Here is a 19,997-nt window from a genome sequence, read left to right on the forward strand (position 1 = left end):
TCCTCTTTTAGTTATCAGACGCGTTCAATCGCCAGGGCCAGGCCTTGGCCGACGCCCACGCACATGGTCGCCAGGCCTTTGCGGCCGCCGGTTTTTTCCAATTGGTGCAGGGCCGTCAGCACCAACCGCGCACCACTCATCCCCAGGGGATGGCCGAGGGCAATGGCGCCGCCGTTCGGGTTGACCTGCGGCGCATCGTCGGCAATGCCCAGTTCGCGCAGCACCGCCAGGCCTTGGCTGGCGAAGGCTTCGTTGAGTTCGATCACGTCAAAGTCAGTGACCGCCAACCCCAGGCGCTCCACCAGCTTGCGTACCGCCGGCACCGGGCCGATGCCCATCACCCGCGGGGCGACACCGGCACTGGCCATGCCCAGCACACGGGCGCGGGCGGTGAGGCCGTGTTGCTTGACGGCCTCGGCGCTGGCGAGGATCAGCGCGGCGGCGCCGTCGTTGACGCCCGAGGCATTGCCGGCGGTGACGGTCTTGTCTGCGCCGTTGACCGGCTTGAGCTTGGCCAAGGCTTCCAGGGTGGTGTCCCGTGGGTGTTCATCGTGTTCCACCAGGGTTTCGCCTTTTTTATGGGCGACCCGCACCGGTACGATTTCTTCGGCAAAGAACCCGGCGGCCTGGGCGGCGGCGGTGCGTTGCTGGCTGCGCAGGGCGAAAGCGTCCTGGTCGGCGCGGGAAACCTGGTAGTCATCGGCCACGTTATCGGCGGTCTGCGGCATGGCATCCACGCCGTACTGGGCCTTCATCAGCGGGTTGATAAAGCGCCAGCCAATGGTGGTGTCTTCCAACTTCATGTTGCGCGAGAACGCCGCGTCGGCCTTGCCCATCACAAACGGTGCGCGGGACATCGACTCGACGCCACCGGCAATCGCCAGCTCCATTTCACCGCTGGCAATCGCACGAAAGGCGGTGCCGATGGCATCCATGCCCGAGGCGCACAGGCGGTTGAGGGTCACACCAGGAATACTTTCCGGCAGCCCCGCCAGCAGCAACGCCATGCGTGCCACGTTGCGGTTATCTTCACCGGCCTGGTTGGCGCAGCCGAGGAAGACTTCGTCCACGGCGCTCCAGTCCACCGACGGGTTGCGCTCGATCAACGCCTTGATCGGCAGCGCCGCCAGGTCGTCGGCACGCACCGTGGACAGGCCACCGCCGAAACGGCCGATAGGCGTGCGAATGGCATCACAGATATAAACCTCGCGCATCAGGCTTCTCCCGGTGCTTGGCCGTGGGCAGCGGCCGTGCGCGCTTCGAGGTCACGCAGGGCGGTCAGTTCGGTCTCGGTGGGTTCAGCGGTGGTGCTCACCTGGTCGGCAAAGCGAATCGCCCAGCCGGTGGCGGCGACCACTTGCTCGCGGGTCACGCCAGGATGCAGCGCAGTGACCACGAACTCATGGCTGCCCTCCTCCGGTTCCATGATGCACAGGTCGGTAATGATGCCCACCGGGCCGGCGCCGGGCAGGCCCAGACGCTTGCGTGAGTCGCCACCTTCGCCGTGCCCCACAGAGGTGATGAAATCGAGTTTGTCGACGAACGAACGGGACGACTGCTTCAGAATGATCAGCACGCTCTTGGCGGAACCGGCGATTTCCGGCGCGCCACCGGCACCCGGCAAACGCACTTTGGGCTGGTGATAATCACCGACCACGGTGGTGTTGATATTGCCGAAACGGTCGACCTGGGCCGCGCCGAGAAAACCGACATCAATACGCCCGCCCTGCAGCCAGTAGCGAAAGATCTCACCGGTGGGCACCACTGTGTCGGCGGTCTCCGCCAGCTCGCCATCACCGATGGACAGCGGCAATACGCTGGGCTTGGCCCCAATCGGGCCCGACTCGTAGATCAGCACCACATCCGGCGACGATGTCAGGCGCGCCAGGTTGGCGGCCTTCGATGGCAGGCCGATGCCGACGAAGCACACCGAGCCGTTCTTGAGGCGGCGTGCGGCGGCGACGGTCATCATTTCATTGGTGGAGTAAGCCATTACTTAGCCTCCTGCGCGGCGGCCAGCTTGGCCTGGAATTCACTGAAGTCGGCAGTGCCATGGATGTATTCGTCGATCCAGGCGGTAAAGGTCCCACGGTCACGGGCAATCGGGTCCCACGCCTGGTAGAAGCGGTTATCCCGCTCGTTGTAGCCGTGCGCGTAGGACGGATGCGCACCACCGGGTACGTGGCACACCGCTGTCAGCGCCCAGGTCGGCAGCACGCAGCTGTTCATCGGCGCATTCAGGTCGTCGACGATTTCCTCGACGGTGACAATGCAGCGCTTGGCCGCCAGCGCCGCTTCCTTTTGCACCCCCAGAATGCCCCAGAGCAGCACGTTGCCTTTGCGGTCGGCTTTCTGCGCGTGAATCACGGTGATGTCCGGGCGCACCGATGGCACCGCCGCCAGCACTTCGCCGGTGAAGGGGCAGGTGACGGTCTTGATCAGCGGGTTGACCTTGGGCAAGTCGGAACCTGCGTAGGCACGCAACACGGCGAACGGCAGGCCGGAGGCACCGGCAACGTAGGCATTGGCCAGGTCGGCGTGGCTGTGCTCTTCGATCTCCAGCGCTTGCGGCCATTGTTTCTCTACCGCGTCACGCAGGCGATGCAGGGAACCCACACCCGGGTTGCCGCCCCAGGAGAAAATCAACTTGCGTGCACAGCCGGCACCGATCAACTGGTCGTAGATCAGGTCAGGCGTCATGCGCACCAGTGTCAGGTCTTTCTTGCCCTGACGAATGATTTCATGGCCTGCGGCCGTAGGGATCAGGTGGGTGAAGCCTTCGAGGGCGACGGTATCGCCGTCGTTCACGAAGCGCTTGACCGCATCACGCAGGGTGAGGATTTCAGCCATGGGGTTGGGCTCCCGGTGTTGATCGAAAAAGGCGCTGAGGTGGCGCCGAAGTGCTTGAAGATTAAGCCGGGGAAATGGGCCAAACAATCCGATAATCGACTGAGTGTTCGATTATCGAACCGATTGTTACTTAACTAATCATCTGCAAGAACAGGGGCAATGTGGGAGCTGGCTTACCTGCGATGGCACCTGTGGATTCAACACCGCTATCGCAGGCAAGCCAGCTCCCACAGGGGTAGTGATCGGTTTCAGGTGGCATCGGCATGGCTGACCATGCCCTTGATCACCACCGCTGTCGTGGCCAATGCCGCCGGAATCACCAGCGCCGTGAGCACCTGCTCGAAGTTCCAGCCCAGGCCCAGCAAGGTAGCGCCCATCCACGCCCCCAGGATCGCGCCGAAGCGGCCGATGCCGAGCATCCACGACACCCCGGTGGCACGGCCCTGAGTAGGATAGAAACGTGCCGCCAGGGACGGCATCGCCGATTGCGCACCGTTGACGCACATCCCGGCGACCAGCACCAGGGTGGCCAACAGCGTGATGTTGCCCAGGCTCTGCCCCACCGCGTAGGCAAACACCCCGGCCAGCAGATAGAAAGTGCCGATCACTTTGTGCGGGTTGAACCGGTCCATCGCCCAGCCCACGCCCACCGCGCTCAGCACCCCACCAAATTGGAACAGCGCGCCGATAAACGCGGCCTGCTCCATGCTCGCGCCACTGTCGCGCATCAAGGTCGGGAGCCAACTGGTCAGCAGGTAAACGATCACCAGGCCCATGAAATACGTGAGCCACAACAGCAAAGTGCCAGCGCTGTAGGTGCCCGAGAAAATCACCGCGAACACATTGCGGGCCTTGACGGTTTTTTGCTCCGGCACGCTGAAGTGAGTGGCCAGGGCGACGATGCTTGGCTCGATAGGGGCCAGGGTCTTGCGCACCTTGTCGGTGCCGCGATTGCGCACCACCAGGTAACGCGCCGACTCCGGCAGCCAAACCAACAGCACCACCGCCAGGATCAACGGCAGGATACCGCCGATCAGCAACAGGCTGTGCCAGCCGAACGCGGGGATCAGCTTGGCCGATATAAACCCACCGCCGGCCATGCCCAGGTTGAAGCCACAGAACATGCTGGTCACCAACAAGGATTTATGCCGCTCGGGGGTGTATTCAGAGAGCAAGGTGGTGGCATTCGGCATGCCGGCGCCCAGGCCTAGCCCGGTGAGAAAGCGCAGTACCAGCAACTGGTCGACATTGGTGCTGTAGGCCGACGCCAGGCTGAACGCACCAAACACCAACACCGCGCCGACCAGCACGACTTTGCGGCCAAAACGGTCGGCCAGCGGGCCGGAACCGAGGGCGCCAAACACCATGCCGATCAACGCGGCGCTCATCACCGGGCCGAGGCTGGCGCGGTCGATGCCCCAGTCCTGGGACAGCGCGGGCGCGATAAAGCCCATGGCGGCCGTGTCGAGGCCGTCGAGAAAGACAATCAGGAAACACAGGATCACGACGCGCCACTGATAGCGCGAAAGTGGCTGGGTGTTGATAAAGGACTGTACGTCCAAGGTGGTACCGACAGAAGGCTGATTCATTATTTTTATTCCACACCGATGGCGGGCTGACGGCCTGGGGCCGTCGTTCTTATTGGGCAGCTCCTCAGAGCGCTGCCGCACATTAATAAGCCAAGGGAAACACCGTCAATCGAGCGAGCCGGGATCTGTGCGGTCACCGAACAGCTTAGGCAAACAGTTGCGCACTCAGCTCACGGCTGGCGCTGAGCATGCTCGGCAAAAAGCGCTGCTCCAACTCGCTGCGGCTGACCCGGCCGGCGTGGGTGCTGACATTCAGCGCGGCCAACACCTGGCCAGACGCGTCATACACCGGCACCGCGATGGAACGCAGGCCCTGCTCCAGTTCCTGGTCGACGATGCACCAGCCCTGCTGACGCACCTGTTGCAGGCATTCAAATAACGCTTGCGGCGTGGTCAGGGTGCGGCTGGTCTTGGTTTGCAGGTCGGCATGGTCGAGGTAATCCTGCAGCGAGGCATCGTCGAGGGCGGCCAGCAGAATGCGGCCCATGGACGTGCAATACGCAGGCAAGCGCCCGCCTACCGACAGGTCAACCGAGATCAGGCGCTGGGTGGTGGCGGAGCGGGCGATATAGAGAATGTCATCGCCTTCCAGGGTCGCCATGTTGCAGGCTTCATGCAGTTGCTCGCTCATGCGGTCCAGATAAGGCTGGGCCGAGACAGCCAGCGGTGTGGACGACAGATAGGCATGACCGAGGGTCAGCACTTTGGGCAACAACGAATAGGTACGCCCGTCCGTGGTGGCGTAGCCGAGCTTGATCAAGGTATGCAGGCAACGGCGCACCGCAGCGCGGGGAATTTCCGTGCGGTGGCTGATCTGGGCGATGGTCAGGTGACGCTTGCGCTCCTGAAATGCCTGCACCACGGCCAGGCCACGGGCCAGGGACGTCATGAAATCCGGATCACCGGTGAACGCCTGGATACGCTTGGCCGGTGAAGCCACGATCGGCGGCGCCACTGATGCAAAGGAGTTGCGCAATTGATCGTTCATTTCAAAGGGCCTTCTCTTGTTATCACCACGGGAGGGTTGGCGGCTATTACAAGCCGTGCCGGTCGCACCGCACAAGCCAGCGGCGGCAACATTGGGCGATTATCGGACGATCATGCGATTATCGCAATTTGGCGCAGCCCCACCCGCTCACGTTTCAGATTTGCCTGATGCCCCTGCAAAGTGCCTACACTTACCCTGCCAACAGAATGAATACAGACATGAAGATGACGGTGTTCACAAATAATGCGGCGGTATGTAACAAACTCCAAACACGTCGTTGACGCTTTTTAACTTCATGATGATAGTGTTATTCAAATGCGCCGCTATAATGCAACCTGTGCAGAGGTCAGCCCGGTATCACCATCGGGAGTGGAGCTCACCAGGCATTGCAGGCTTCAGGCAGCGCCGGTCACAAGTACTCGCTTAAAAGAACGGCCCTCAGGCCCGTGTACCAACTTGAACGGTTCGACTGTTTTATTTGGCATCGCCCGAGCACGACTTTCAGGCATGACGCTGCGCAATCAATAAACTCAACTCAATTAGGTAATACTGTGACGAAAGATGAACTGCGCGCGGAACTTGAGCGCCAGGAGCAACGTTACAAGGATGTCTACGGCGGGGAAGTCACCACCTACGCCGCGCAACCCGAGCCGGAACGCAAGCCATGGCGTAAACGTGCCAGCCTGCTGGACCAGGCATTTGCCCAGGAAATCCAAAAGATCGAGCAGGAACTCAAGACCGAGGAGCCATAAGCGCTTCGGTTCGAGCTTCAAGGGTCGTGCTGTCTCTGCCGGTGCAGTACTGGCAGAGGGCACCTGCTTTAGCGTCCGCTGGTCAGTAACCTACATCCACCTACGAAATTTCATACAAATGTTTCAGGCATGGCATTTTCATGACAAAAGCCCGCTTTCTGCGGCCTGCGCTTTATAAATCAAAGACTTGCCAAAGCCCCGAAAACCCTGGGATGCGTGCGTCTTGCCGCATTTTTTTCCAGGAAGATTGTTACCGATGAGCAGCTAATGCATCGATTACTGATGTTTTCTGGCATAATCGCGCCCCCTTACGACCGGGTCAGAAAACCTTCATGATCGATTTATTCAGCGGACTGGATGCTTGGGTTCTCGTGAGCCTGTTGCTCGCCCTGGCCTTTGTCCTCGCCTTCGAGTTCATCAATGGCTTTCATGACACCGCTAACGCGGTGGCCACAGTCATCTATACCAAAGCCATGCCGCCACACTTGGCCGTGTTCTTCTCCGGGGTGTTCAATTTCCTCGGCGTATTGCTCGGTGGTGTCGGTGTCGCCTACGCCATCGTGCACTTGCTGCCGGTGGAGTTGCTGATCAATGTGAACACCGGCCATGGCCTGGCAATGGTCTTCTCGTTGTTGGCGGCGGCAATCACCTGGAACCTGGGCACCTGGTACTTCGGTATCCCCGCCTCCAGCTCCCACACCCTGATCGGCTCGATCCTCGGTGTCGGCCTGGCCAACGCGTTGATCAACGACATCCCCCTGGCTGACGGTGTGAACTGGCAGAAGGCCGTGGATATCGGCGCGTCGCTGGTGTTCTCGCCGATGGCGGGCTTCCTGGTCGCCGCCCTGGTGCTGATCGGCCTGAAGTGGTGGCGCCCGCTGTCGAAGATGCACAAGACCCCAGACCAGCGCCGCAAGCTTGACGACAAAAAGCACCCGCCGTTCTGGAACCGCCTGGTGCTGGTGATTTCGGCCATGGCTGTGAGCTTCGTGCACGGCTCCAACGATGGCCAGAAAGGCATCGGCCTGATCATGCTGGTGCTCATTGGTATCGTGCCGGCGCAGTTCGTATTGGACCTGGGCAGCACCACCTACCAGATCGAACGTACCCGCGACGCCACCCTGCACCTGAACCAGTTCTACCAGCGCAACCACGAGACCCTCGGTGAGTTCCTGGCCCTGGGCAAAAGCGTGAAGGATGATCTGCCGGGCAAGTTCCGCTGCAACCCGCAGCAGACCGAACCGACGATCAACGCGCTGCTGGGCACCCTCAAGGGCGTCTCGGACTACCACTCGCTGACCGCCGACCACCGCATCGAAGTGCGTCGTTACCTGCTCTGCCTGGATGACACCGCGAAGAAAGTCGGCAAGCTGCCAGGCCTGGACTCCCGTGAGAAGTCCGACCTCGACAAGCTGCGCAAAGACCTGACCGCCACCACCGAGTACGCCCCGTTCTGGGTGATCCTCGCGGTCGCACTGGCCCTGGGCCTGGGCACCATGGTGGGCTGGAAGCGCGTGGTGCTCACCATCGGTGAGAAGATCGGCAAGCAAGGCATGACCTATGCCCAGGGCATGTCGGCGCAAATCACCACGGCCACCATGATCGGCTTTGCCAATATCTTCGCCCTGCCAGTGTCCACCACTCACGTCCTGTCTTCTGGCGTGGCGGGCACGATGGTTGCCAACAAGAGCGGCCTGCAAGGTGGCACGGTCAAGACCATCCTGATGGCTTGGGTATTGACCTTGCCAGCGACCGTAGGCCTCTCGGCCGGGTTGTTCTGGTTGGCGTCCAAGGCATTGGGCAACTGATAGCCAGCCGGCAATAAAAAAGGTGCGATCCGCGAGGGCCGCACCTTTTTTTATGTTCCAAGCGCACCGTAGCCCACCTGTGGCAAGGCATCTTGCCCCCGTGGCGACCGGACAGCCGACGCCTATCTACCTGACGCCCCGCGATCAAACTATGGGAGCTGGCTTGCCTGCGAAGACGCCCTGACAGTCGACACTGTTATACCGAGTACATATCCATTGTTGCGGTAACGGCCACTTAGGATTCCGCCCAACGGCGGCTCACTTTTGAAAAGAGCCGGAATGCCGGCCCAGCCAAAAGTAAGCAAAAGGCTCTTGCCCCACCACTCGGCACATCGCTTAGGCTCGGTGTGCCCGTAATCCGCCAGCGTGGTTTGACGGGGCGCCTGAGATCAAGATCAAAAGCAGATCAAGAGCGGCTCGCTTCGCATCGTGGTTACCGTCGGTGGCTATAACCTTGAAAGTTGCAAGGATCTATAAGCATCGCAGGCAAGCCAGCTCCTACCACTGATGTGCAACCGAATTAAAACGGCATCAGCCGCCGATGATCTTCATGATCGTGGCACCGCCGGAAAACGCCACTTCCTGCTTGTCAGCCAAGGCTTTCATCAACAAGCCCTGCAACGCCGGCAACGCCTGGTGACGCGGTTGATCGAGCAAGTCACCGACATAATGGCGATTGCTGGACGACAGGCACCCATGCAGCCAACCGGTGGAGGATAATCGCAACCGCGAACAGGTGCGGCAGAACGGTACGCTCTCGTTGGCGATCACGCCGAAGAAGCCCTTGCCCGGCACTTCATAACGTACCGCTGTCGCATCGACGGGCGCGTTGGCTTGCAGGTATTCATGTTGTTCGCCGATCAAGCTGAGCAGCTGTTGCAAACTGACGAACTGTTGCAGGAAGGCGTTGGAGTCTTTGGCCAGGTGCCCCATGCGCATCAGTTCGATAAAGCGCAGCTCGTAGCCACGCTCCAGGCAGTAATCGAGCAGCGGCATCACCTGGTCCAGGTTCTGGCCGCGCAACGGCACCATGTTGACCTTGATCTTGATCCCGGCAGCACTGGCCTGATCCATGCCATCGAGCACGGTGGCCAGGTCGCCGCCACGGGCGATGCTGCGGAAAGCTTCGGCATCCAGCGTGTCGAGGGAGACATTGATGCGCCGAATGCCGGCAGCCACCAGCAACGGCAGTTTGCGCGCCAGCAGTTGGCCGTTGGTGGTCAGGCTGATGTCGCTCAGGCCCATCTGCCCTACCGCGCCCATGAAGGCTTCCAGCTTGGGGCTGACCAACGGCTCACCGCCAGTAATGCGCAAGCGCTCGATACCCGCCGCTTCGATCAGGTACGCCACGCCTCGGGCCATGGCTTCGGCCGACAGTTCATCCTGGGCAGCCACCAGCCGCTTGCCGTCGGGCACGCAATAGGTACACGCATAATTGCAGGCTGAAGTCAGGCTGATCCGCAAATTGCGAAAACGCCTGCCTTGACGATCAACGATCATGGATCACTCCGGCAGAGGATAATTCGGGCGCGCTAAAAGCTGACTCATAACTCAGCTTTTAGCAAGGTCCTTGCCTGAGTATATTCCTGGGTTACTGCGCCTGGCAGTAAATCATTGCGCCATCACAGTGGCGAATGACTTACGTGGCAGGGGTTTCGCCGCTCTTCTCGGCGCCCGGCAGTTCCGGGCTGTGCTTGCGCTTGTTGCCCATGCGCACGCCGATGTCCATCAGGAATTGGAAGAAACCTTCCTGGTCTTCCAGCACATTGCTCCAGAACGGCGAGTGGTACAGCGCCACGGCGCCATGCACCAAGGCCCAGGCGGCGCAGTAGTGGAAATACGGTGGCACGTCTTCAAGCTTGCCTTCGCTGATACGGCCCTTGATCAACAGGGTCAGGCGTTCGAAGTTCGAGGCGCGGATCTTGTGCAGTTCCTCGACCATCTCCGGCACTTGGTGACCTTTGACCACCTTTTCTTCCAGGCGGTCGAACAGGCGATAGCGCTGCGGGTCACGCATGCGGAACTCGAAGTAAGCGCGGGAAAGGGCTTCCTTGTCTTTGTCGACATCGGCCGAGTGCAGCAACTCGTTCAAATCGCGCTCGTAGTCGAGCATCAGGCGCAGGTAGATTTCGGCCTTGGACTTGAAGTGTTTGTAGATCGTGCCTTTGCCGATACCCACGGCATCCGCAATCATCTCGACGGTGACGCTGTCTTCACCTTGTTCGAGGAACAGCTTGAGCGCGGTGTCGAGAATTTCCTGCTCACGGCGGCGAAACTCACGGACCTTACGGGGTTCTTTGTGCATGAGGAAGAGTCTGCAAAGGTCGGAAATAGGGAGGGTTGCGCAGCGCCATGGATACGTGGCGATACGATTTACCCGATGCGAGGGATTATCCCGACTGAACGGTCGTTGGGCAATGTCTATGTGAACCCGTCAGGCACATAACTTTCAATGCGCCAACGATTTCGCCGTTATCAGTCAGAAATAATACGCAACACCTGAACCTGCCCATCAGCGCAATGAGAACTCAAGCGAAGGCGGCGTATTCCAAATCTGTTTAAAAAACGATCAATCGCGACTGGACTGAATGGGATAGTGGTCAATACTTCAACTGTCGGCGCGACATCTCCCCCAAGTGACGCGTCGACCTGGGTACCGACGGACTGCGTGCCCTTGTTTTACTCCTAATGGTCTTAGCCCGGATTCACCCCCCAGAACCCGGGTTTTTTTTGCCTGCGATTCAGCCGCTCTAACCGGCTACGTGGGCCAGCGGGAACAGGCGCTTGAAGTTTTCAGTGGTCTGCTCGGCAAAACGCTCGTAAGGCTCACCGCGCAGCATCGCCAGGTAATCAGCCACGTCACGTACATATTCGGGCAGGTTCGGCTTGCCGCGATGGGGGATGGGGGCCAGGTACGGCGAGTCGGTTTCCACCAGCAGGCGGTCGGCGGGCACCTGACGGGCCACATCGCGTAGCGCGTCGGCATTGCGGAAGGTGACGATGCCCGACAGGGAAATATAGAACCCCAGGTCCAGAGCGGCCTTGGCCATGTCCCAGTCTTCGGTAAAGCAATGCAGCACACCAGCCTGCGGCAACGCGGCTTCACGCAGCAAGGCCAGGGTATCGGCACGGGCGCCTCGGGTGTGGACGATCACCGGCTTGCCCGTCTGCTGGGCGGCTTGCAGGTGCAGGCGGAACGAGGCCTGCTGCAACTCGGCAGCTTCAGGCTCGTAGTGGTAGTCCAGGCCGGTTTCGCCAATGGCCACGACCCGCGGGTGGTTGAGTTCACCCAGTAACCAATCGAGCGCCGGGGCTTCGCCAGGCTTGAGGTCCAGCGGGTGGATGCCCACCGAGCAATCGACGTCGGCGTAGCGATCAGCCAGGGCTCTGACGTCGGCGGCGTTATCGGCGCTGACGCCAATGCACAGGAAGTGCCCTACCCCACGCTGGCGGGCCGCTTCAAGGGCGGCGTCGAGGGAGCCGCCGTGCTGGGCAAGGTCGAGGCGATCAAGGTGGCAATGGGAATCTACGAGCATAGGAATCAGGGCTTAAGTCACAAAAGAGGTAGGGCCAACGATACACCCGTCGGCCACGGAATTTAACGGCGCCCGAGCAGGCCTACCCACTGCACCAGCAATGCCTCGAGCAACAGCACGCGGTTGAGGTTGGCCTTGCCGAGGACTTTCTGGCGCTGGGCGAGGATCCAGTCCTGGATGTTCAGCACTTTGTCCTGGGCACTTTTTTGCGCCAGGTATTGCACGACCTTGCGCATATCCGCCAGGCCCAGGCCGCTCTCATCCTGGGTAAGCTGGTAGCGCAGGATCAGGCTGGACCAGTCGCAGAACCAGTCGAACAGCAGCAACAGCGGAATGTCCTTCCAGGCGCTTTCGGCCAGTTGCGTGGCGGACAGTTCCTGCTTGAGCAGCTTCTTCACGCCATCCACGACCAGTGCACGCTGTTCGCGCACGCCCTGGGCCTGCAACTTCACCGCTGCCAAGGGCGAACCGGCCGCCAGGGTCAACAACTCGCCGCGTTCTTCTGCGCTGCATTCCGGCAAGGCCTGCGCCAGCCATTGCAGGCTCATGGCCTCGCTGGGCAACGGGCAAGCCTGCTGCACGCAACGGCTGCGAATAGTCGGCAACAACCGGCTGGATTGGTGGCTCACCAGCAACAGCACGGTATCGCCGGACGGCTCTTCAAGGCTTTTGAGCAAGGCGTTGGCCGCGTTGATGTTCATCGCCTCGACCGGCTCGATCAGCACCACTTTGCGCCCGCCCATCTGCGCGGTCTGCACCACGAAGCTGACCAGGTCGCGCACCTGGTCGACCTTGATGGCCTTGTCCGCTTCCTCGGGTTCCAGCACATAGTTGTCCGGGTGACTGCCAGCCTTGAGCAACAGGCAGGACTTGCACTCGCCACACGCCTCCAGATTGACCGGGCGTTGGCACAACAGGCTGCCCATCAGGCGTTCGGCTAGATGGCGCTTACCGATGCCCACCGGCCCATGCAGCAGATAGGCGTGGGCGTGCTGTGCGCGCCCCGCCAGTTGCTGCCAGAGGCCGTCCTGCCACGGGTAGGACTCAGCCACGGCTACGCTCCAACAGGGCGGGCAACAGCGCGTCGATAGCCTGCTGCACCTGGTTCAGCGGCTGGGCGGCGTCCAACAGGTAATAACGTGCGGGCTCAGCCTTGGCGCGCTGCAGGAAAGCACTGCGCACCGCATCAAAAAAGGCCTGGCCTTCCAGCTCGAAACGGTCCAGGCGGCCCCGCGCACTGGCGCGGGCCATGCCCACTTCCACCGGCAGGTCGAACAACAGGGTCAGGTCGGGGCGCAGATCGCCTTGCACGAAAGTTTCCAGGGTGGCGATGCGCTCCAGGGACAAACCCCGGCCCCCGCCCTGATAGGCGTAGGTGGAATCGGTAAACCGGTCGCAGATCACCACGGCACCCCGCGCCAGGGCCGGGCGAATCACTTCGGCCAGGTGCTGGGCACGGGCCGCAAATACCAGGAGCAATTCGGTGTCCGGGTTCATCGACTCGTCACCCGTAGCCAGCAGGACTTCGCGAATGCGCTCGGCCAACGGCGTACCGCCCGGCTCCCGGGTCAGCACCACCTCGATTCCCTGCGCCCGCAGGCGCTCGGCCAGGTAGTCACGGTTAGTGCTTTTGCCGGCGCCTTCCGGGCCTTCCAGGGTAATAAACAAGCCAGTCACAGGCAGTCCTTAGTCAGAGTCATTGCGGGCTTTGCGGCGCGGTAGTGTCCGGCGCGGGCTCGATCGGTGCGTCGGGGGCAGGTGCATCGCTGGAAGGTGCCGAATCTTCCAGCGGTTTCACCACCGGCGCCGGGCTGGAACGGTAATCGGCACGGCGCTTGAGCTGGAACTCACGCACGGCAGCATTATGCGCATCCAGGTTATCCGAGAATATATGGCTGCCATCGCCACGGGCGACGAAATACAGGCTGCTGCCCGGCACCGGGTTCAGCGCGGCATGAATCGCCTCGCGGCCGACCATCGCGATGGGCGTAGGCGGCAGGCCGGCGACCATGTAGGTGTTGTAGGGGTTGGCTTCCTTGAGGTGGGCACGGGTCAATTTACCGTTGTAGCGCTCACCCAGGCCGTAGATCACGGTGGGGTCGGTCTGCAGCAGCATACCGATCTTCAGGCGACGCACAAACACACCGGCAATCTGCCCGCGCTCCTGGGGCACACCGGTCTCCTTTTCCACCAGGGACGCCATGATCAACGCCTGGTAAGGGTCGGTGTAGGGCGCGTCGGCGGCACGCTTGCTCCACTCCTGGGCGAGTACATCGTCCAGGCGGTTGTAGGCCTTTTTCAGGAATTCGACATCGGTCATGCCGCGGACAAAACGGTAGGTGTCGGGGAAGAACCGCCCTTCAGGAAACACACCTGGGTGGCCGAGCTTATCCATCACTTCGCTGTCCGTCAGGCCCGCCAGGGTCTGCACGATCTTTTCATGCTTGGCCAGGGCGGTGCGCACCTGACGGAAATTCCAGCCCTCCACCAAGGTCAGGCTGTACTGCACCACTTCGCCGCGCTGCCACAGGCCGATCAAACCCTCGGCGGTAAGGCCCGGGCTCATGCGGTACTCGCCGCTGTGCAGCGGCTGGCCTTCGAGGTTGAAGCGCCAGTACAGACGCAGCCAAAAGGCATCGTCGAGCACGCCGTCGGCTTCCAGACGATTGAAGGTGCCCGTCGGCGTCGCGCCAGCGGGTACGTCGAGCAACTGCTCCTGAGGCAGCTTCAGGGGCTGCTTGAGGGCAGAGTCGAGTTTCCAGGCCGAAAAGCCCACGAGCAACGCCGCCGAGACCAGGCTGATCTGCAGCAGTAACACCAGTTTTCGTATCAACTCAAATATCCAATAGCGCGCGAACAATGCCCTGCAGTTTACGGGTGAGTGGCCCAACCGGCCAGCTCATCGCAGCGCAGCCACGCACCGGCCAAATGCCATATACGCTGTTGCAAACGAAGACTTCATCGGCCTGTTGCAACTGCTCCACACTGATGTCGGCCACGGCCACCGGGACGCCCAGCGCTTGTGCCTGGGCCAGCACTTCGGCGCGCATCACGCCGGCAACGCCACAACGGCTCAGATCAGCGGTTAGTAACAAGCCATTGCGCACCAGGAAAAGATTGCTGAATATCCCTTCGATCACCCGACCAGACATGTCCAGCATGAGGCCTTCGGCATGTTCGGTATCTTGCCACTCGGCACGCGCGATCACCTGCTCCAAACGATTGAGGTGCTTGATACCGGCCAGCAGCGGCTGCTGCGCCAAACGAGTGGCACACGCAAACAGGCGCACGCCTTCGACTTCATGAGTGGGTGGGTAAACAGCGGGCGCACTGCCCTGCAAGATGCGGCGCACCGGTGCGCCAGGGTTGATGCCATAACCGCGCAAGCTGTCGCCACGGGTAAGGATCAATTTGAGAATACCGTCGCCAAGGCCGGCAGCGAAGGTCAGCACTTCGTGGCGAATCAACCCGTGATCCACCGCCAATGCCAAACGCCTGCAACCCTCTTCCAAGCGTTGCAGGTGACGGTCGAGCAGCAACGGCTGCCCGGCCTTGACGGCGATGGTCTCGAATACCCCATCGCCATACGCCAGGCCGCGATCTTTCAGGGGCACGTTGTCCGCTGGCTGACCGTCGACCCAGCTGTGCATCACTCGGCGAACCGGCGGAACACCAGGGAACCGTTGGTGCCACCGAAACCGAACGAGTTGGAAATCGCCACGTCGATCGGCATGGCTTGCGCTTCGTGGGGCACGAAGTTCAGGTCGCAGCCTTCGTCCGGCTCATCAAGGTTGATGGTCGGCGGAGCGACCTGATCCCTGATTGCCATCACACTGAAGATCGCCTCGACCGCGCCCGCCGCACCCAACAGGTGGCCGGTCATGGACTTGGTGGAGCTGACCGCCAGCTTGTAGGCATGCTCACCGAACACCGACTTGATGGCCTCGGCTTCCGCACGGTCGCCAGTCGGGGTCGAAGTACCATGGGCGTTGATGTACTGCACCTGGTCGGGGTTGACCTTCGCATCGCGCAGGGCATTGGTGATGCAACGCGCAGCACCCGCTCCGTCGGACGGCGGTGAAGTCATGTGGTACGCGTCACCGCTCATGCCGAACCCGATCAGTTCGGCGTAGATGGTGGCACCACGCGCCTTGGCGTGCTCCAACTCTTCGAGCACCAGCGCACCGGCACCGTCGGACAGCACGAAGCCGTCACGGCCTTTGTCCCACGGACGGCTGGCACGGGTCGGCTCGTCATTGCGGGTCGACAGCGCACGGGACGCGCCGAAGCCGCCCATGCCCAGGCCACAGGCCGCCATTTCGGCGCCGCCGGCGATCATCACATCGGCTTCGTCGTAGGCAATGTTGCGCGCCGCCATACCGATGCAGTGGGTGCCTGTGGTGCACGCCGTTGAAATCGCGTAGTTAGGCCCCTGTGCCCCCAGATGAATGGACAGGAAGCCGGAAATCATATTGATGATCGAGCCCGGTACGAAGAACGGTGAAATTCGACGTGGGCCAGTCTCATGCAGCGTGCGGCTGGTTTCTTCGATATTGGTCAGACCGCCAATACCCGAACCCATGGCCACGCCGATGCGGTCACGGTTGGCGTCGGTGACTTCCAGGCCGGCGTTACGCACTGCCTGAAAACCGGCAGCCAGGCCGTACTGAATGAACAGGTCGAGCTTGCGGGACTCTTTGATCGAGAGATATTCCTCGACATTGAAGCCCTTTACCGAGCCGCCAAAACGGGTGGAATAGGCAGAAAGGTCCGTATGTTCGATCAGACCAATACCACTGCGGCCAGCCAGAATGCCCTGCCAACTGCTCGGCACATCCGTACCCAGTGGCGACAACATACCCATACCGGTGACTACGACGCGTCTACGCGACACAGCACTCTCCTTTTTCTAATGACGACACTTTTTCATCGCCGCTAAAGAAAAAACCGCACGCCGTTACAGCAGTGCGGTTTTTCCCTGATAGCAAGCGACGACTACAAACTATTACGCCTGGTGGCTAGTAACGTAGTCGATGGCAGCTTGAACAGTAGTGATTTTTTCAGCTTCTTCGTCCGGGATTTCGGTCTCGAATTCCTCTTCCAGAGCCATCACCAGCTCAACGGTGTCAAGGGAATCGGCACCCAGGTCTTCTACGAAGGAAGCAGTGTTGACCACTTCTTCTTCCTTAACGCCCAGTTGCTCGGCGACGATTTTCTTGACGCGCTCTTCGATGGTGCTCATACCTTGTTTAACTCCTAATGGACAAATTCAGGCAGCTGGCCAGTGGGTAAGTGTATAGAAAGCCATTTCAGCTTTTCAACTGAAAGCTTCACCCTGTACCCGGTCGACCACCTGCCTATAAATTAAGTTGCAGCTTTATAACGGATTTTAGACAGCTCGTATGACATTTTTTTGAAGCGATCCGTCACAATTTAACTCATGTACATCCCGCCGTTAACCGGGATTGTAGCCCCAGTCACGTATGCCGCACCGTCAGATGCCAGGAAAGTGACCACATTCGCGATCTCTTGGGCCTGGCCCAGACGGCCCAGCGGAATCTGCGTCAGCAAGGCTTCGCGCTGTGCTTCCGGCAGTTCGCGGGTCATATCGGTGTCGATGAACCCAGGGGCCACCGAGTTGACCGTAATCGACCGCGAGCCGACTTCACGCGCCAGTGCGCGGCTGAAACCTTCCAGGCCGGCCTTGGCAGAGGCATAGTTTACTTGGCCTGCGTTGCCCATGGCACCCACTACGGAGCCAATATTGATAATTCGGCCCCAACGCGCCTTGGTCATGCCGCGCAAAACGCCTTTGGACAGGCGAAACAGACTGTTCAGGTTGGTATCGACCACGTCGTACCACTCGTCGTCTTTCATGCGCATCATGAGGTTGTCACGGGTGATCCCGGCATTATTCACCAGAATAGCCGGCGCACCGAACTGAGCAGTGATCTGGGCCAGTACGGCAGCCACGGACTCATCGCTGGTCACATTCAGTTCAAGACCGGTGCCTTGCACGCCGTTTTCCTTCAAGGTCGCGGCGATACGCTCGGCGCCCGAGGCAGAGGTGGCGGTGCCGATCACAACGGCGCCCTGACGGCCCAGCTCCAGGGCGATCGCCTGGCCAATGCCACGGCTTGCGCCGGTAACCAGTGCAACTTTACCTTGCAGACTCATGCAGGCTTCTCCTAAGTACGGGATTCAGGCCAGTGCCGCGCGAGCGGCAGCGAAGGCTTCAGGGGTATTGAGGTTGGCGGTCGACACACCGTCGGCGCAGCGCTTGTTCAAGCCGGCCAGGACTTTGCCCGGGCCGCACTCGACCAGTTCAGTGGCACCGTTGGCCGCCAGGGTCTGGACCGATTCAACCCAGCGCACTGGCTTGTACAGTTGCTCCAGCAGGTCGCGCTTGAGGGTGTCGAGGTCGGCGGCCACGGCCGCGCTGACGTTCTGCACCAGCGGGATCTGCGGCGCCTGCCAGTTGATGGCCGCGATAGACTCGGCAAAACGCTCGGCAGCCGGGCGCATCAGTTCGCAGTGGGACGGTACGCTCACCGGCAATGGCAGGGCACGCTTGGCGCCACGGGCCTTGCAACCTTCGATGGCGCGCTCGACAGCCGCCTTGGCACCGGCGATCACCACCTGGCCTGGGGAGTTGAAGTTCACCGCGCTGACCACTTCGCCCTGGGCCGCTTCGGCGCAGGCTTCGATCACCACCGCGTCGTCCAGGCCCAGGATAGCGGCCATGCCGCCCTGCCCGGCCGGAACGGCTTCTTGCATCAGTTGGCCGCGACGCTCGACCAGCTTGACCGCTTCAGCCAAGGTCAGGCTGCCCGCGGCCACCAGGGCGCTGTACTCGCCCAGGCTGTGACCCGCGACAAAGGCAGGGCGTGCGCCGCCTTCTGCCAGCCACAAGCGCCACAGGGCGATCGAGGCGGTCAGGATGGCCGGCTGGGTTTTATCGGTTTGGTTGAGCAGCGCTTCCGGCCCTTGCTGGGTCAGTGCCCACAGGTCATAACCCAGGGCGTCGGAAGCTTCCTTGAAAGTGTCCAGGATCAGCGGGTATTGCGCGCCCAGCTCGGCCAACATGCCGAGGGACTGCGAACCCTGCCCTGGAAAGACGAATGCGAGGGATGTAGACATGTAACAAGCCCCTAATGATCTGGTCGTCAAAAATGCTCGCGCCTACGGTGGGCGCGAACGAAACTGACAGATTGGATGGTCAATTGAACTGGCCGGTCACATTTAAGCACTCCCGGGCCAATTCGCCTAAGGCAACAGATCCTCAAGACGTCCGTGCAAGCGTTGCGGCAGGTTCTCTTGAATCTCGATCAGGGCCCGCGCAATTGCACTTTGAAAGCCCAGCACACCGGCCGAACCGTGGCTTTTCACCACAATACCCTGCAAGCCAAGAAAGCTTGCACCGTTGTGCCGTGCTGGCGCCAGGTCGGCCTGCAAGCGTCGCATCAAGGGCAGCGCCAAGGCACCCACCATACGTGACGCCATGTTGCGTTTGAACAACGCTTCGATACGCGCGGCAATCATAGTTGCCAAGCCTTCGCTGGACTTGAGCAGGATATTACCGACAAAGCCGTCGCACACCACCACGTCAGCTTCGCCACGGTACAAACCATCGCCCTCGACAAAGCCGATGTAGTTCAAACCCCGCGCGCCTTGCAACAAGGTGGCGGCAAGCTTGACCTGCTGGTTGCCCTTGATGTCCTCGGTGCCAATATTCAGCAGGGCCACCCTGGGTCGGGCTACGCCGAGCGCCTCGGCGGCCACCGAACCCATTACGGCGAACTGCAACAGGTGCTCGGCGCTGCAATCGACATTGGCGCCCAGGTCCAGCAGTTGGCAATAGCCCTTCTGCGTCGGGATCGCCGCCACCATGGCCGGCCGATCAATACCCGGCAAGGTCTTGAGCACATGCCGCGACAAGGCCATCAACGCGCCGGTATTACCGGCACTGACACAGGCTTGCACCTTGCCATCACGCAGCAGCTCAAGGGCCACCCGCATTGAAGAATCAGGCTTGCCCCGCAGGGCAACCGCCGGCTTTTCATCCATGCCAATGGTTTCGCTGGCTGGCGTAATCGTCAGGCGCGCGCGATCCACCGCCGGATGGCTGGCAATCAGTTCTTCAAGTAGGGAGGGTTGACCGACGAGGGTCAGGTGCAGCGAGGGCGTGGCAGACAGGCTGGCAATGCAGGCCTGAACAATGCTGCGGGGACCGAAGTCCCCGCCCATTGCGTCAATCGCGATGACTTGAGCAGACAAGTGATTACTCGTCAGCGCCCTTGTCGATCACTTTACGGCCACGGTATACGCCTTCTGGCGATACGTGGTGACGCAGGTGAACTTCACCAGTGGTCTTTTCCACAGACAGGGTGCTAGCCTCGAGAGCGTCGTGCGAACGGCGCATGTCACGGGCGGAGCGGGATTTTTTGTTCTGCTGAACAGCCATAATTGATTAA

20 protein-coding genes are annotated in these 19,997 nt (G+C 61.0%); 2 read left to right on the top strand and 18 right to left on the bottom strand.

Annotated elements, in window-relative coordinates; genetic code table 11:
* Positions 1 to 14 precede the first annotated feature (14 nt).
* The 5 genes from pcaF to pcaR all read right to left on the bottom strand — a co-directional run bounded on the left by pcaF (position 15) and on the right by pcaR (position 5,427).
* A complete protein-coding gene (gene pcaF, locus CRN80_RS30095; protein ID WP_169855585.1) occupies positions 15 to 1,217 on the bottom strand; it encodes a 3-oxoadipyl-CoA thiolase in 1,203 nt (400 codons plus the stop codon).
* Positions 1,214 to 1,993, bottom strand: coding sequence for a CoA-transferase subunit beta (locus CRN80_RS30100; RefSeq protein ID WP_003189301.1), 780 nt, complete (start codon positions 1,991 to 1,993; stop codon positions 1,214 to 1,216). The genes pcaF and CRN80_RS30100 overlap by 4 nt, the downstream gene beginning before the upstream one ends.
* Positions 1,993 to 2,850 (bottom strand): CoA transferase subunit A, encoded by an 858-nt coding sequence (locus CRN80_RS30105; protein WP_014717292.1) that lies wholly within the window; start codon positions 2,848 to 2,850, stop codon positions 1,993 to 1,995. The genes CRN80_RS30100 and CRN80_RS30105 overlap by 1 nt, the downstream gene beginning before the upstream one ends.
* A gap of 248 nt (positions 2,851 to 3,098) precedes the next feature.
* Positions 3,099 to 4,439 (bottom strand): MFS transporter, encoded by a 1,341-nt coding sequence (locus CRN80_RS30110; protein ID WP_098952518.1) that lies wholly within the window; start codon positions 4,437 to 4,439, stop codon positions 3,099 to 3,101.
* 145 nt (positions 4,440 to 4,584) lie between these two features.
* On the bottom strand, positions 4,585 to 5,427 hold the full coding sequence (gene pcaR, locus CRN80_RS30115) for a pca regulon transcriptional regulator PcaR (RefSeq protein ID WP_003189296.1): 843 nt from the start codon (positions 5,425 to 5,427) through the stop codon (positions 4,585 to 4,587).
* A 551-nt stretch (positions 5,428 to 5,978) separates the two neighbouring features.
* Between pcaR and CRN80_RS30120 the strand changes: the two genes are divergently transcribed.
* Both CRN80_RS30120 and CRN80_RS30125 read left to right on the top strand, forming a co-directional pair.
* On the top strand, positions 5,979 to 6,179 hold the full coding sequence (locus tag CRN80_RS30120; protein WP_003189295.1) for a hypothetical protein: 201 nt from the start codon (positions 5,979 to 5,981) through the stop codon (positions 6,177 to 6,179).
* A 332-nt stretch (positions 6,180 to 6,511) separates the two neighbouring features.
* Positions 6,512 to 7,987, top strand: coding sequence for an inorganic phosphate transporter (locus tag CRN80_RS30125; protein ID WP_003189291.1), 1,476 nt, complete (start codon positions 6,512 to 6,514; stop codon positions 7,985 to 7,987).
* A gap of 531 nt (positions 7,988 to 8,518) precedes the next feature.
* Here the strand turns inward: CRN80_RS30125 and CRN80_RS30130 are convergent.
* The 13 genes from CRN80_RS30130 to rpmF all read right to left on the bottom strand — a co-directional run bounded on the left by CRN80_RS30130 (position 8,519) and on the right by rpmF (position 19,987).
* Entirely contained in the window at positions 8,519 to 9,487 is a 969-nt protein-coding gene (locus CRN80_RS30130) for a GTP 3',8-cyclase MoaA (RefSeq protein ID WP_032893122.1), read from the bottom strand.
* 139 nt (positions 9,488 to 9,626) lie between these two features.
* Positions 9,627 to 10,292 (bottom strand): TetR/AcrR family transcriptional regulator, encoded by a 666-nt coding sequence (locus CRN80_RS30135; protein ID WP_003189287.1) that lies wholly within the window; start codon positions 10,290 to 10,292, stop codon positions 9,627 to 9,629.
* 445 nt (positions 10,293 to 10,737) lie between these two features.
* Positions 10,738 to 11,523 (bottom strand): TatD family hydrolase, encoded by a 786-nt coding sequence (locus CRN80_RS30140; protein WP_098952519.1) that lies wholly within the window; start codon positions 11,521 to 11,523, stop codon positions 10,738 to 10,740.
* 62 nt (positions 11,524 to 11,585) lie between these two features.
* Entirely contained in the window at positions 11,586 to 12,575 is a 990-nt protein-coding gene (locus CRN80_RS30145; RefSeq protein ID WP_032893125.1) for a DNA polymerase III subunit delta', read from the bottom strand.
* Positions 12,568 to 13,200 carry a dTMP kinase gene (gene tmk, locus CRN80_RS30150; RefSeq protein WP_098952521.1) on the bottom strand — a complete coding sequence of 211 codons (633 nt, stop codon included), beginning with the start codon at positions 13,198 to 13,200 and terminating at the stop codon, positions 12,568 to 12,570. The genes CRN80_RS30145 and tmk overlap by 8 nt, the downstream gene beginning before the upstream one ends.
* Positions 13,201 to 13,219: 19 nt before the next feature.
* Positions 13,220 to 14,356, bottom strand: coding sequence for an endolytic transglycosylase MltG (gene mltG, locus CRN80_RS30155; RefSeq protein WP_098952522.1), 1,137 nt, complete (start codon positions 14,354 to 14,356; stop codon positions 13,220 to 13,222).
* Position 14,357: 1 nt separating this feature from the next.
* Positions 14,358 to 15,173: an aminodeoxychorismate lyase gene (gene pabC, locus CRN80_RS30160; RefSeq protein ID WP_098952524.1), complete on the bottom strand. Its 816-nt coding sequence runs from the start codon at positions 15,171 to 15,173 to the stop codon at positions 14,358 to 14,360.
* Positions 15,173 to 16,417 carry a beta-ketoacyl-ACP synthase II gene (gene fabF / locus CRN80_RS30165; protein ID WP_098952525.1) on the bottom strand — a complete coding sequence of 415 codons (1,245 nt, stop codon included), beginning with the start codon at positions 16,415 to 16,417 and terminating at the stop codon, positions 15,173 to 15,175. Before fabF ends, pabC begins: the two co-directional genes overlap by 1 nt.
* A 111-nt stretch (positions 16,418 to 16,528) precedes the next feature.
* The gene (gene acpP / locus CRN80_RS30170; RefSeq protein ID WP_003175607.1) at positions 16,529 to 16,765 is read right to left on the bottom strand and encodes an acyl carrier protein; all 237 of its coding nucleotides are present in this window, start codon (positions 16,763 to 16,765) and stop codon (positions 16,529 to 16,531) included.
* 191 nt (positions 16,766 to 16,956) lie between these two features.
* Positions 16,957 to 17,700, bottom strand: coding sequence for a 3-oxoacyl-ACP reductase FabG (gene fabG / locus CRN80_RS30175; RefSeq protein ID WP_003189275.1), 744 nt, complete (start codon positions 17,698 to 17,700; stop codon positions 16,957 to 16,959).
* A gap of 24 nt (positions 17,701 to 17,724) precedes the next feature.
* Positions 17,725 to 18,663 (bottom strand): ACP S-malonyltransferase, encoded by a 939-nt coding sequence (gene fabD / locus CRN80_RS30180; RefSeq protein ID WP_014719563.1) that lies wholly within the window; start codon positions 18,661 to 18,663, stop codon positions 17,725 to 17,727.
* 126 nt (positions 18,664 to 18,789) lie between these two features.
* The gene (gene plsX, locus CRN80_RS30185) at positions 18,790 to 19,800 is read right to left on the bottom strand and encodes a phosphate acyltransferase PlsX (protein WP_098952527.1); all 1,011 of its coding nucleotides are present in this window, start codon (positions 19,798 to 19,800) and stop codon (positions 18,790 to 18,792) included.
* Between the two features lie 4 nt (positions 19,801 to 19,804).
* On the bottom strand, positions 19,805 to 19,987 hold the full coding sequence (rpmF, locus tag CRN80_RS30190) for a 50S ribosomal protein L32 (protein WP_003179396.1): 183 nt from the start codon (positions 19,985 to 19,987) through the stop codon (positions 19,805 to 19,807).
* Positions 19,988 to 19,997: the final 10 nt, after the last annotated feature.

Origin of the sequence: Pseudomonas sp. FDAARGOS_380, from assembly GCF_002591235.1 — a bacterium.
In the GTDB taxonomy this organism is placed as follows: Bacteria; Pseudomonadota; Gammaproteobacteria; order Pseudomonadales; family Pseudomonadaceae; genus Aquipseudomonas; species Aquipseudomonas salmasensis.